Here is a 14,462-nt window from a genome sequence, read left to right as displayed (position 1 = left end):
CATATTATTAATTCAATAAGAGTGAATATTTCGAATATTTTTGACTGTATTGTAACATACATGTCACGAAAGGAGAAGGATTAGCTATGGAAAAGATGGATCGAATGGATACGCTCTCTCTGTGGACAGCGACTGGAAACAGCTATGATAAAGGAAAACCTCTTGAAGGAAATGAAGAGGCGGATGTTGTCATTATTGGCGCAGGTTTCACAGGTCTTTCTTCTGCATATCATTTGCAAAAATTAGGAAAGAGTGTCATTGTCCTTGAGCAGGAAACAATCGGATATGGCGCAAGCGGTCGCAACGGCGGAATGGTATTGCCGGGCTATAAGTCAACGATGCAGGAGCTTGCTAAAAAATATGGTGCCGAAGAGGCGAGACAGCTTAACGATCTTTCTCTGCTTAGTGTTGAATTAGTTAAAAACATTATCGACGAGCATCAAATCAACTGTAATTTTAGAAAGACAGGTCACATTGTGGCAGCTTACAAAGCCAAACATTTTGAAGGATTGAAACATGAAAGTGAGTACTTAAACAAAAATTTTGGATATGAATGTAGCGTGCTTAATCGAAGTCAGTTGCATCAAGAAATTGATTCCCCGCAATATTATGGTTGCTTAGTCGACAACTCGAGTTACTCATTCCAACCACTGAACTATGCAATTGGTTTGGGAGAAGCAGCGAAATCAATTGGTGCAAAAATCTTTGAGCATTCGAAAGCATTATCTATTGAGTACGGCCGGAATAGTGTGAAAGTTGTTACAGAAAAAGGTACTGTTACAGCGAAAGACATTATTGTTGCTACAGATGGTTACTCTGGAAAAATCATGGCTGAACTGAATAAAGGCGTACTGCCAATTTCGGCACGCATTATTGCTACTGAACAGCTTTCAGAAACACTTTTGAATAGCGTTATTCCTAAAGATCGCATGGTTTTTGATACGAGTAGTTTCCTTTACTATTTCAGGCGTACACCAGATAATCGAATCGTATTTGGCGGTGGTGATATTCGTCCGAACTTAGGTGATGCCGTTTATCAAAGTGTGTACGATGCTATGGTTAAAATAATGCCAAAACTAGAAGGAAGCAAGATAGATTACAGGTGGGGTGGATTTATCGGTGTGACAATTGATACGTTCCCGGTTATCGGTAAATCTAAAGAAGGTGCATATTTTGCAACTGGTTATACAGGCCACGGCGCGTCTCTCTCAACATTGTTTGGTAAGTTATTGGCACAATGGATCGTTACGGGGAATGCAGGTGGATATCGATTTGAAAAGGAACGTCTCAAATCATTCCCATTCTATAATCAGAAAACGATGCTGGTCAATATAGCACATATTGGTTTCAAGCTGGTAGATATTATTGCGTAAAGGAGAGGTGTTTATGGAAATAAACATGTTCATTGACGGAAAATGGGTAGAAGCATTATCGGGTGCTAGACGAAATATTATCAATCCTGCAACTGAAGAGGTTATTGCAACGTCCGCTCATGGATCAGCAGATGATGCGAAACTAGCAATAAAGGCGGCTCGTAAAGCGTTTGACAGCGGAATTTGGTCAGATTTATCGGCTGATGAAAGAGCTGATTATCTATATAAGATTGCAGATCGTCTTGAAGAGAAGACAGCTGAAATTGCCCGTTTGGAAACTGCAAATAACGGTAAGGTTATTCGTGCAACAACCTATATAGATATTCCAGTATCGGTTCAATGCTTCCGCTATTATGCTGACTTGATTAAAGGTATAAAAAAGGAATCTTACAATCGTGATGATTCTTCAGAAACGATTGTTATTCATGAACCGATTGGTGTTTGTGGACTGATTGTACCTTGGAACTTCCCGCTTATGCTAGCTGTTTGGCAAATTGCTCCTGCACTTGCCGCAGGGAATACAATTGTAATTAAACCTGCTGACGTCACTCCTGTAAGCGTATTCAAGTTATTTGAAATTATCGAAGAGATTGGGCTTCCAGACGGAGTGGCAAACTTAGTGTTGGGACCTGGTTCAAAGGTTGGGAATGAGCTTGCAGAGAGCCATGATGTTGACAAAATTGCCTTTACAGGTGGAACAAAAACAGGTCAAAGTATTATGCGAGCAGCCGCGGGCAATATGAAAAAAATTACACTGGAACTAGGGGGGAAATCTCCACTTATTGTGTTCGACGATGTGGATTTTGAAACTGCTGTCGATAATGCGATGTTTGGTATTTTCCACAACGCTGGGCAAGTTTGTTCAGCTGCATCCCGTTTGCTTGTACAAGAGACCATTTACGATAAGTTTGTTGAAAGATTGGCCGAGCGTGCGAACAAAATTGTAGTTGGAAACGGAGAAAGCGAGAATATCGAAATGGGAGCTCTCACAACCGAGTCTCATATGAATGACGTTTTACATTATATAAAGAGTGGAATGGAAGAAGGTGCAAAATTAGTTTGTGGTGGTAAACGTTTAACAGAAAATGGGCTTGATCGAGGTTTTTTTATCGCACCAACAATCTTTGCTGATGTAAATGCAGATATGCGTATTGTTAAGGAAGAGATTTTTGGACCAGTCCTTGTTGTACAGAAATTTAAAGATGAGGAAGATGCGATCCAAAAAGCGAATGATTCCATTTATGGATTAGCCGGTGCTGTATTTACTGAAGATATGGACCGAGCAAAACGTGTCATTAGTAAATTGCGTGCGGGAATTACTTGGATTAATAGTTATCATCTTGCTTATGTTGAAGGTCCTTGGGGCGGGTATAAGCAAAGTGGAATCGGTAGGGCTTTAGGTGTTGCTGGGCTGGAGCACTTTATGGAAACGAAGCAAATCAATATCCACCAGCATGCCAAGCCTGTAGGTTGGTATGTGAATTAATTGAGCTTAACTTGCTATATAAATTATTTGTAAGGGGATATGCTCATGAAAATAGTGGACAACCGTCCGTCATCGAACATAGAGAAGCCAGAAGGAATGAATAAGTCGGTGGATGATTCAGTGCTCGGAACCAAAAGTATTCCGTTACTATATTTACGGTTTGCTTTGGCAGGAATTATGGCTAATGTAATTCTAGGAGTTGTATCGGTTATTGATGGCTATTTCGTCAGTGGCTTTCAGGAGCTAGAAATCGAAGGAATCGGAATTGGGTTTACGGTCATGGTTATTACCCGTATGATTGGGGTTCTTTTGGGGATAGGAGCTGGAGCGGTCATTTCACTTCGAATGGGGAAAGGGAAGATAGAAGAAGCTAGAAGTATTATGGGACAAACTTTATGGTTTACTCTTTTCCTTTCCACTTTGATAGCTGTACTTGGATTGGTCTTTGAAACTGATATTATGATTCTATTTGGAGCAAGTGATGAAGCACTTCCGTATGCGGTGCAATATAGCCGACTACTATGGATTTCGTTGCCATTAACGATATTGGCCGTTGTATTAAGTATTTTAGCTAATATCGATGAAAAACCTATATTGTCAATGAACAGTTGGTTAGTCGCAGCAGTTGTTGCTGGAGTTATGGAATGGATTATGGTAGTGAAGTATGACATGGGGATGATGGGTTCTTCATGGGCTAATACGATTTCGCAATCGATTCCTGTTCTCTTAATCTTTTATTTCTGGTTTGGTAAAACAAAACTGAAGCCAAAAATGAAAGATGTGATGATTAATCTTAAGAAGATTGGTGAAGTAGTTTGGACGGGGTTTGCATCTTTCTCTAGTCAGTTCATGATGTTTATAGCAATTATTTTCACCAACAATTTACTGCAAAGCTACGGAGGTGGTCTGCACGTTGCAGCTTTCACGATTCAAAATGGTTACATTACAAATCTTCTCGCTTTAGCGGCGCTCGGTGGAATGACAGGGCTTCAACCGATCATTAGTTATAATTATGGTGCAGGCAACCTTGATCGTGTGAAACAAGCAATTAAGATGGGACTCATTTTTACAGTTTCCTTCTTTGTAATTGTGACAGCTATATTAATCATTTTTGCAGATCCAATTGTGTCATTTTTTTCCGGTGGTAATCCTGAATTGCAAAAACTGGGCATTTGGACGACGGTTGTATTCAATTGTTTGTTTACACTTAGTGCAGTTAGTTTGCTTGTCTCTGGTTATTTTGAATCACAGGAGAGAAACTGGTCCGCAACGTTTATTAGTGTTAGCAAAATATTGTTGTTCATGATACCGTTTCTATTTGTTTTTCCGAAGTTCTGGGGTGTAGAAGGTGTATGGTACGCTGCTCCTGCTGCCGAAATTCCAGGCGTTCTCATTGCCATATACTTTATGAGAAAAGAGTTCAAACGTTTAAAGGTTACCAATGTTAATACAGATACCAATGTTAAAACAGTAGATGTATAGGAACGTATTCCGTCAAAATTACTAATAAGAGAGAGGGGTATCATCATGTTTTTTGCGAAAAAAATTACAGCAGAAGAAGCAGAGCAACTAGGTGCCAACACATGGGAACCATGGGTAGGTGAACCAAATAAAGGAACGTGGCATGTAGAAGAACAGGAAGTTTTCTATGTGACAGACGGTGAAGTGTTTATTATTGTTGATGGAAAAAAGTATCATGTTACAAAGGGCTGGGTTGTTTCCTTGGATAAGGACCTTGTTTGTGAATGGGATTGCCCAGTATTTTTGAAAAAGAATTATAAGATGAACCATGAGATTAATCTGAAATAATGTGAACTGGGGAGTGGACAAATGCTAAGCAGATGACTGCTCCTGCATATGCAATCGATAAGAGTAAGATTAGTAATGTTAGAGAAATGTATATAAATAAGTTTATATACCGTTTAATGAATACGCTTTCTTTTTTGTGAATGCAATACATACATAGGACGGCTATCTTAAAATTAGGAGGTTTCACCATGGTAGTAACGAAAAATGTACAAACGTTAAAAAATTATATTGGTGGACAATGGATAGAATCTAAAAGTAAACAAGTAGAAGATGTACCAAATCCAGCAACAGGAGAGACTATTGCTCGTGTGCCGCTTTCGACTAAAGAAGATTTGGATAGAGCTGTAGCAACTGCGAAAGAAGCATTCCAAACATGGAAAAAGGTTGCTGTACCTCGGCGTGCTCGGATTCTATTTCGCTACCAACAGCTTTTGATTGAAAACTGGGAGGAGTTAGCGAAACTCGTTACCTTGGAAAATGGAAAAAGTTATAAAGAAGCTTACGGTGAAGTACAGCGAGGGATTGAATGTGTTGAATTTGCAGCAGGTGCACCTACTTTAATGATGGGAGGGCAACTTCCTGATATTGCTACTGGTGTTGAATCAGGGATGTATCGTTATCCAATCGGAGTAATCGCAGGAATAACGCCATTTAACTTTCCGATGATGGTGCCATGCTGGATGTTCCCACTCGCGATTGCATGCGGAAATACGTTTGTATTAAAACCATCTGAAAGAACACCGTTGCTGGCGAATCGCATAGCTGAACTGTTTAAAGAAGCAGGTCTTCCAGATGGAGTACTAAATGTTGTACATGGTGCACATGACGTCGTGAATGGCATTCTTGACAATGAGGATGTGAAGGCTGTATCTTTCGTTGGTTCTCAACCTGTCGCTGAGTATATATATAAAACAGCAGCAAACGGCAAACGTGTACAAGCTCTTGCAGGTGCAAAAAATCATTCGATCGTATTAAAAGATGCGGACCTTAGTTTTGCAGTGAAAGAAATTACAAGTGCTGCCTTCAGTTCAGCGGGTGAAAGATGCATGGCGGCGGCTGTTGTTGTCGTGGAAGAAGACGTTGCAAATGAGCTCGTTAATAGACTGCTTCAAGAGGCGAATGCAATTACGATTGGTAATGGTCTGGAAGAAGATGTTTTTCTTGGTCCCGTTATTCGTGACGGCCATAAAGAGCGTACACACGGATACATTCAATCTGGTATAGAGCAGGGAGCGACACTTATTCGTGACGGACGTGAAGATGATGCAGCAAACGGTGACGGTTATTTTGTCGGTCCAACGATTTTTGACAATGTGACACAGGAAATGAAAATCTGGCAAGATGAAATCTTCGCACCGGTTCTTTCTATTATACGCGTAAAAGACTTGGCGCAAGCAATTCATGTTGCTAATGCATCACCGTTCGCAAATGGTGCATGCCTATACACCGATAGCGCGAAAGCAATTCGTGAATTCCGTGAAGAAATTGATGCAGGTATGCTTGGGGTCAATCTTGGGGTTCCTGCTCCAATGGCATTCTTCCCATTCTCAGGTTATAAGAAATCCTTCTATGGTGATCTCCATGCAAATGGAAAAGATGGCGTAGAATTTTATACGCGCAAGAAAATGCTTACGGCTCGTTATTGATAGAGTGCTAGAAAATCATAAACGGATAGAATGGAGTTGGTGATTGTGCAAGCGACAGAGCAAACACAAAGTTTGAAACAAGCAGATGAAAAGTACCTTTGGCATGCAATGAAAGGAGCATCCCCTAATCCAACGAATTTAATTATTACAAAAGCAGAAGGAGCATGGGTGACGGATATTGATGGAAACCGTTATTTAGACGGCATGTCCGGTCTTTGGTGCGTGAATGTTGGATATGGCCGTAAAGAGCTTGCAAGAGCGGCTTTTGAACAACTGGAAGAAATGCCATATTTTCCTCTGACACAAAGTCATGTTCCTGCTATTAAATTAGCAGAGAAATTGAATGAATGGCTTGATGATGAATACGTTATTTTCTTTTCTAACAGTGGATCGGAAGCAAATGAAACAGCGTTTAAAATTGCTCGTCAATATCATCAGCAAAAAGGTGATCATGGACGCTATAAGTTTATTTCACGCTATCGTGCTTATCATGGTAACTCAATGGGGGCTCTTGCGGCAACAGGACAAGCACAAAGAAAGTATAAATATGAACCACTTGGGCAAGGATTCTTGCATGTAGCACCGCCTGATACGTATCGTAATCCAGAAGATGTTCGTACACTGGCAAGTGCTGATGAAATCGATCGTGTCATGACATGGGAGTTAAGTCAAACAGTAGCCGGCGTAATTATGGAGCCGATTATTACTGGGGGCGGCATTTTGATGCCTCCTGATGAATATATGGCAAAAGTAAAAGAAATTTGCGAGAAGCACGGTGCGTTGCTCATTTGTGATGAAGTAATATGTGGATTTGGGCGGACAGGGAAGCCGTTTGGATTTATGAATTACGGTGTCAAACCAGATATCATTACGATGGCAAAAGGTATTACAAGTGCGTATCTTCCTTTGTCGGCAACAGCAGTTAAACGAGAGATTTATGAGGCGTACGTAGGCAGCGAAGATTATGATCGATTTCGCCATGTGAATACGTTCGGAGGAAACCCTGCAGCTTGCGCCTTAGCTTTGAAAAATTTAGAAATTATGGAGAATGAGAAACTCATTGACCGTTCCAAGGAATTGGGTGAACGACTGTTAGATGAACTAGAGGATGTAAAAGAACATCCAAACGTAGGAGATGTTCGCGGAAAAGGTCTTCTTTTAGGTATTGAACTAGTGGAAGATAAGCAAACAAAAGAACCGGCTTCCATTGAAAAGATGAACAAAGTCATCAATGCTTGTAAAGAAAAAGGTCTAATTATCGGTAAAAATGGTGACACTGTTGCCGGTTACAATAATATTTTGCAACTTGCACCGCCATTAAGCATTACAGAGGAAGACTTTACTTTTATCGTTACAACAATAAAAGAGTGTTTAGCTCAACTTTAATTTGTTAAAAGGCGGAAGATCCTATTGAGAGATGTAACTGTAAATACGGAATGAATTACTCGAAAAGGGTAATTCCGAAAGGGTTGAGTTTATGAAAGCTGATGTTGTCTTGTTACATGGAGAAGTTATTACAGTCGACCAAAAGAATACAGTAGTCAAAGCTGTGGCAATACAAAATAATCGTATCGCATTTGTTGGTTCGAATGAGGAGGTTAAGAGTTTTATAGGAGAAAAAACGGATGTAATTGACTTGCAAGGAAAAACGCTTCTTCCTGGATTCATTGATTCCCATCTGCACCTCATTTCTTATGGACAAAATCAGTTGGCTGTAAGTTGTAAAGCTGAACATATTGATTCTATCGAAGCTTTGTTAGATGACCTAAAAAAGAAGGCATTAGAAACGCCAAAAGGTGAATGGATACGTGCTTGGGGCTTTAATGAAACCGCTGTGAAGGAAAAGCGTTATCCAACAATTACTGAGCTGGATGACATTTCAGTTGACCATCCTATTATTATAACTCGTACTTGTCACCACATAAGCGTAGTGAACAGCAAAGCATTAGAAATTGCGCAAATTAACGAGAACACACCGAACACGAGTGGGGGAGTTATTGAAAAGGATCAGGCAGGAAAGCTTACAGGAAGGTTAATTGAAGCAGCAAATATGGAGATGAGTGAAGTTGCAAGTTATAAAGAAAGTGAAATGATGAAGGCTGTGAAAATTGCATCAGATCATTTCGTTGCAGCTGGTATAACGAGTATACATGACGCAGGTGGAGATGGACCTGAGAGTTTTCGTTTACTACAACGAGCTGTGAAGAGTAGGGATATTCGTGTCCGAATATATGCAATGATATGTCAAATAAATAACTCCCATGAATTTGTTAATAAAATGGTCGAAGCTGGTGTGATAACTGGTACCGGAGATGAGAGGTTCAAGGTTGGACCAGCTAAACTGTTTACAGATGGAAGTAGCACTGGACCTACAATTGCAACCCGTGAGTCGTATTCGAGTGATCGTAACAATTATGGCATTCTTTATTATAATGAGGAAGAAATTTATCAAGTGTTAGGCGAAGCACACAAAAAAGGTTATCAAATCACTGTGCATGCACAAGGTGATAAAGCTATTGAAATGTATTTAAATTGTGTAGAAAGGGCGTTAGAGGAATCACCAAGAAAAAATCATCGTCATCGAATCGAGCACGCGGGAATTTCTTCACCAGATTTACAAGAGAGAATGAAAAAACTTGAGATAGTTCCAATTCCAAACCCTCCATTTCCATATGAATTCGGAGAGATATATGTACGGCACTATGGTGATCGTGTTAATCATATGTACGCTGCTCGTGATTATATTGATCGAGGCATCATTGCAGCAGGTAGTTCGGATGCACCAGTTACCGACTATAACCCTTTATTAGGAATTCATGTTGCTGTCAATAGAAAAACGAAGTCTGGAATAGAGGTTGGTGTGAATCAATCTATAAGTGTAATGGAAGCTATTAAACTATACACATGGAATGGCGCTTATGCGAGTTTTGAAGAAGAGATAAAAGGAAGCATAGAGGTCGGAAAGTTGGCGGATTTAGTTATATTAAATGACAGCATTTTAAGTGTGAATCCAAACCGAATTAAAGGTTTAAAAGTAGAAATAACTATTATTGATGGTGAAATTATTTATCAAGAAGAACAATCAGTGAAAATTTAATATTTCATCGTTTACATACCACGTAACTCTTGTAATGTTACGTGGTATTTTAGTTTGTTAGTTTTATGGAAATATAACGGTGCCATCGTATAGTCGTTTCATAACAGTATTCATTTACATAATTTTCGATATAGGAAATAACTATTTTTTCTTTTAACTGTTGTTAATAGTACAGATTAACTTTTTTAATACTTGAGTTACATCATCTTTATCAATTGTACGATAGAGATAACGACTTCCTTTTTCATTTCTCCTAATTGGCTTCTTTATATGAATCGCAGGTGATATTGCTACTTTTTTAATATATTGGTAAAATAAGTTCTTGGGTCTTACTTATTGTGATTCGTATAATGATTGTCGCTCGACTTAAAGAAAATAGGTACAAAAATTTTGCACTATCTAAAGAGAGGACGGCAACGATTCCCTCTTTTTGGAGCCACTCACAAATGTAAAGCAAGAGAAGAGGCTATATCTCCTCTCTTGTTTAGATTAACCAGCTACTACAATTGGAAGAGGTATATCAAATTCAATATATGGAGGATGTTGATTGGAATCTAGTCGGCATCCTGGTGGATAATGCTTTTTTAGAAATCTATCAATTCTAATAGAATCGATAGATTTCTAGAAAGTGGAAAATGGTTATCCGTATATTCCGAAGCAGTTGTAACAAAGTGTCCTTCCATAATGAAGTGTAAAACCAAAATACGTTGTTTAAAAAGTTATTTGTTAAAATTGGTTATAAGTAATAGAACAGAAAAGAGGATTACATGTTACATAATTTACAGAGAAGTAAAAATAAATTTTTATTATGTCTTATTTTTTTAGTACTTTTAACCGCTTGTGATAATACAGATATTAAGTCATCTAAAGCTTCATCACCACCGGCTCAATCAAATACAGATACATCATTAAAAGCACCAAACTGGGTAGAGAAAAGTCCCATTCAACAGTCTCCTAATTTTATTGAAGATAAAAAAGTAAAATCGGTTGTGAATGTAATGGCAACGGGTGATAATTTATATCATGATGCAGTAATTAAAGATGGCAAACAAAAAGACGGTTCATATGATTATCACTATATTTATGAAAATATCAAAAAAGCTGTTCAATCAAGTGATCTTGCTATAGTGAACCAGGAGACTCCAATAGCAGGAAATAATCTAAAAGTACAGGGATATCCGACTTTCAATACACCTGAAGAAGTAGGTCAATCTTTAGTGGACACTGGATTCAATATAGTGACGCAAGCGACAAATCACGCTATGGATATGGGTATTAAAGGTGTTGCGAATACAAGAGAATACTGGAAGAAATATCCGGATGTTATCCCATTAGGCATTAATGAGAATCAAAATGAGCGTAATGAAATAAAAACGATTACAAAAAATGGTATTCGTTTTGCGTTACTAAATTATACATACGGTACGAATGGAATTAAAATTCCAGCTGATAAGTCTTGGGCATTAAATGTAATGGATAAAAAAGCGATCCAAAATGATGTGGAAAAGGCAAAGAGTAGCTCTGATATGGTGATTGTTATGGTGCATTGGGGAGTAGAATATACCTCTACACCTTCAAAGCAACAAAAAGAAGTTGCTCAATATTTAACAGATTTAGGTGTAGATGTAGTAATTGGAAATCATCCACATGTAATTCAACCAATTGAGTGGAAACAAAATAAAGATGGACATGAAACGCTAATCTATTATTCTCTTGGAAATCTTATTTCTGCTCAAGAAAAATTAGAAACATTGGTAGGAGGATTATCTTATATACAATTTGTTAAGTATGAAGATAAAACTTTTGGTATACGACAAGCGGCACTCGTACCGACAGTAACCGACTATGCTGATGGTAAGAAACAATTTAAAATTCAATTTTTAAAAGATTATTCGGATGAAGATTCTAAAAATCATGGGATTAAAAAATTTGTCGGCCCCGTTTCTTTAGAGGATTTCAAGGAGATTCCTAGAGATGTGTTGGGAAATTGGTATAAAGACTAATAAACAAAAAGGGAATGAGATACAATTAAAAAATTTATAATTTTAGCATTGGTATTGGCAATGGGATGGAGCCTTGCTGCTTGTAGTGGAAAGCAAACATCTCAGGAAACTACTAATAATAACGATAAAAATAAAAATGAGATAAATGCGAATAAAAAAGATGTTTTACCTATCTCTGATGTTAATGATTGGAGAATTATTCTTGTAAATAGAGAGCATATGTTATCAAAGGAACTAGGAATTGAATTAACAAGTATTACTCAAAATGCGAAGCCAAATATGAAAATAGATAGTAGAATTGCAACTTCCTATCAGGATATGGTAGCAGCTGCAAAAAAAGAGGGAATCAATCTTTATTTAAGATCAGGTTATCGAGCTATAAAATTACAACAAACTTATTATGATGCTTCAGTTAAAAGCTATAAATCTCAAGGTTTGTCGGATAAAGAGGCTAGTGCTAAAGCATTGGAATATCTTCAGTATCCTGGTGCAAGTGAACATCATACTGGATTAGCGTTAGACATTATTTCAGTTGAATGGCAGAATACGGTAGAAGATTTAAATGCAAAATTTGAAACGACTGATGCATTCAAATGGTTAGATAAGAATGCTGCAGAGTATGGGTTTACTCTCCGCTATCCGAAAGATAAAGAGAATATTACTGGTATTAAGTATGAGCCATGGCATTATCGTTATGTAGGAAAAGAAGTTGCTGTGTATCTAAAAGAAAAAGGGTTAACTTTAGAAGAGTATAGCGAAAAAATTAAGTCAGGCAAGTAAAAATACACTTGGATTCTATTAAAAATTATGCACTGCCACAGGAAAAGGTGGATCTGAGGATGTGTTAACCTTCCGCCTAGTATTGTAAAAACTGTGTATGATAATTTGAGCACGTATGAACCAGTTATCGTATGAAACGATGTATGTATCAAGAAATTAAATTTATAAAAGAAGCAGTGGAAAAGGATCTGATATTTATATCAGATCCTTTTTCATTCGTAACATAGAATACTTACTTAATTAGGCCTTAAAGACTGCCTGCTTTTGAGGTATTACAATTGAAGAAAAATGCGAAAGCTATTTATAAAATATGGAAATGTTAAAACCCCTTTGATAAAATAGCAATATGCAAAAATAATTATTTGTTAATTCTTAATGTAATGAATATTCATGTTTATATATACGAATTTAACTACATAATTATTGTAATAAAGGGGGAGAAAGATGTTAGATGAATTGTACAATGCTTTTTTAAATGCCTCTGGTTTTACAGAAAGTGCGAGGAAACGAGATTGGTATGATGATTTACATGATTATTTAAAAGATAAAGAAAGAGAGTTAAAGCAATTCATTCAAGAGGCTGAATCAGCGAAGAGAGATTATGAGAGTAAAAGTAATGGCTTGGAAGCTAATAAAATTCCGGCAGTTGAATTTGAACAAAAACGTCATGAAAAGGATGAAGAATTAAATACATTAGTATCCTATTTTAAAAGTGCATTAAGCGATGTTGGATCTGCAAAAGGTACAGCTTATGCAAAGTATTTGGAATATAAAGCGAAAGCAGAATCGGAGAAAGCGTCAGCATACGCTGCAGCGACTAAGGCTTTTGAAGAAAAGAAAAAGGAAATTGAAAAACTTATCCATTAAGCATACAAAGAATGGAGGGAACCAACATGAGTGGTAAAGAGGTTGAAATTATAGGAAGTAACACTGCAAGTGCCATTTCTTACGCACAAAACATTGAAAATGGTATGAAGGATTCTTTAAACGAAGCGAAAAACTTAAAAGCATACGTTACATGTGCAAACTGGAATGGAAAAACGAGAGATGCCTTTTTAAGTTATCTAGATTTAATCATTCAATATAACTCAGAACTGGTAGATGCATTTGAAGGACATACGAAAGCTTTGAAAGAGTTAGATAAAAGTATTCAAACGTACGGAGATAGATCGGAAGTAAGGGCGATAAAACAGTTGTGATGGAGAAATGAGGGATAAAAGAATGGGGAAAGAAATGAGTTTTGCACCTGCTGAATTATATGTTCTCGCAGGTGCAGCTGGGGTTACCGATATATTTGGATTGCCAAACCGTGACGTAATTATTTTACTTGATGCAGAATGTGTCACGAAAGCAACTACGAGTTTAAAAGAAAAAGGCCTACTTATAAGTGAAAATGGAATTACACCTGCAGCTTTTCAAATAATTGAACTATTAAAGGAATATGAAAATTGTCATGAATACACGAGAATGAATAATGTATTAATTGGCTTTTTGAAACATGATAAAGACCGAGTGGCTGTATTAACAGAAGTAGAGCCAAATAAAAAATACGAGATCGACTACATACCAAAGCCAGATGTATATTTTTCATTATTAACACGCATCCCTTTCTTATTGAGAGAACCGAGAGAAATAGAAGATACATTTTTCTCAAAGAGAATGACAGAAACAGAACAACAAACATTTGAGGGAAAAGATTTATCAAATAAAGACGTTATAGCGATAGAAACGTATACGAGGCCTCGAAGTAATAGAGGAGGAAAATGGGAATGTTTCTTATATTTCACTGAAGGAGAAGATTTCGTTCAAATAGATGTAGATCGTAATCGATATGACTGGGTGAGCCTCTATGCGGTTAATAAGAAATTGTATGACGTGTTAAAAATGCCATATAAAAAGTTAATTGACCCGAGACAATTCTCGTTAGGAGGTATTCAATAATGCAAGTATCAATGGGAGATAGTGGTTCTGGTGGTGGAGAAGAAGTATTAGTTAATTTTCAAGAACTACTTGATATAGTAATGAAGTTAGAAAATATATATAAAATCCATTTAGACGTCATTGGAACAAATATTGAGAGTTTATTAAGCAGTGATTTTTATCAAAAAGGTGAAGCGATGAGAGTAATTGAAAAATATCCTGATATATTACACAAAACACTAGAATTGGCTGAACACTATTCTAGGTCGGCGACAGTTGTAGGAAATGTATGTGTAGAAATGCTTGAAAAGGACGAACAATTACGTGAAAGATTAAGTAAGTTGTAGA

General features: G+C 37.4%; 13 protein-coding genes. All 13 read left to right on the top strand.

Annotated elements, in window-relative coordinates:
• Positions 1-86 precede the first annotated feature (86 nt).
• The 13 genes from JDS92_RS06410 to JDS92_RS06350 all read left to right on the top strand — a co-directional run bounded on the left by JDS92_RS06410 (position 87) and on the right by JDS92_RS06350 (position 14,461).
• Complete coding sequence (locus JDS92_RS06410) at positions 87-1,373, top strand: NAD(P)/FAD-dependent oxidoreductase (RefSeq protein WP_098710154.1); 1,287 nt, start codon at positions 87-89, stop codon at positions 1,371-1,373.
• 13 nt (positions 1,374-1,386) lie between these two features.
• Complete coding sequence (locus JDS92_RS06405; protein WP_199631683.1) at positions 1,387-2,859, top strand: aldehyde dehydrogenase family protein; 1,473 nt, start codon at positions 1,387-1,389, stop codon at positions 2,857-2,859.
• Between the two features lie 45 nt (positions 2,860-2,904).
• Complete coding sequence (locus tag JDS92_RS06400) at positions 2,905-4,341, top strand: MATE family efflux transporter (RefSeq protein WP_000706168.1); 1,437 nt, start codon at positions 2,905-2,907, stop codon at positions 4,339-4,341.
• Positions 4,342-4,386: 45 nt separating this feature from the next.
• Entirely contained in the window at positions 4,387-4,668 is a 282-nt protein-coding gene (locus JDS92_RS06395; RefSeq protein WP_097959447.1) for a cupin domain-containing protein, read from the top strand.
• Positions 4,669-4,856: 188 nt separating this feature from the next.
• A complete protein-coding gene (locus tag JDS92_RS06390) occupies positions 4,857-6,314 on the top strand; it encodes a CoA-acylating methylmalonate-semialdehyde dehydrogenase (protein WP_199631682.1) in 1,458 nt (485 codons plus the stop codon).
• Positions 6,315-6,344: 30 nt separating this feature from the next.
• On the top strand, positions 6,345-7,700 hold the full coding sequence (locus JDS92_RS06385) for an aspartate aminotransferase family protein (protein ID WP_179192225.1): 1,356 nt from the start codon (positions 6,345-6,347) through the stop codon (positions 7,698-7,700).
• Positions 7,701-7,791: 91 nt separating this feature from the next.
• A complete protein-coding gene (locus JDS92_RS06380) occupies positions 7,792-9,411 on the top strand; it encodes an amidohydrolase (RefSeq protein ID WP_199631681.1) in 1,620 nt (539 codons plus the stop codon).
• 767 nt (positions 9,412-10,178) lie between these two features.
• Positions 10,179-11,414, top strand: coding sequence for a CapA family protein (locus tag JDS92_RS06375; RefSeq protein ID WP_199631680.1), 1,236 nt, complete (start codon positions 10,179-10,181; stop codon positions 11,412-11,414).
• A 48-nt stretch (positions 11,415-11,462) separates the two neighbouring features.
• Positions 11,463-12,194, top strand: coding sequence for a M15 family metallopeptidase (locus tag JDS92_RS06370; protein WP_000241997.1), 732 nt, complete (start codon positions 11,463-11,465; stop codon positions 12,192-12,194).
• A 444-nt stretch (positions 12,195-12,638) separates the two neighbouring features.
• Positions 12,639-13,061: a hypothetical protein gene (locus JDS92_RS06365; RefSeq protein WP_199631679.1), complete on the top strand. Its 423-nt coding sequence runs from the start codon at positions 12,639-12,641 to the stop codon at positions 13,059-13,061.
• Between the two features lie 26 nt (positions 13,062-13,087).
• The gene (locus JDS92_RS06360) at positions 13,088-13,393 is read left to right on the top strand and encodes a WXG100 family type VII secretion target (RefSeq protein WP_000014533.1); all 306 of its coding nucleotides are present in this window, start codon (positions 13,088-13,090) and stop codon (positions 13,391-13,393) included.
• Positions 13,394-13,415: 22 nt separating this feature from the next.
• A complete protein-coding gene (locus JDS92_RS06355; RefSeq protein ID WP_199631678.1) occupies positions 13,416-14,135 on the top strand; it encodes a DUF5081 family protein in 720 nt (239 codons plus the stop codon).
• Positions 14,135-14,461: a hypothetical protein gene (locus JDS92_RS06350; RefSeq protein WP_001198199.1), complete on the top strand. Its 327-nt coding sequence runs from the start codon at positions 14,135-14,137 to the stop codon at positions 14,459-14,461. Before JDS92_RS06355 ends, JDS92_RS06350 begins: the two co-directional genes overlap by 1 nt.
• The last annotated feature ends 1 nt before the right edge of the window (position 14,462 follow it).

Source organism: Bacillus cereus group sp. N12 (genome assembly GCF_016483575.1).
Taxonomy (GTDB): domain Bacteria; phylum Bacillota; class Bacilli; order Bacillales; family Bacillaceae_G; genus Bacillus_A; species Bacillus_A toyonensis.
This window is presented reverse-complemented; position numbering and strand designations above follow the sequence as displayed.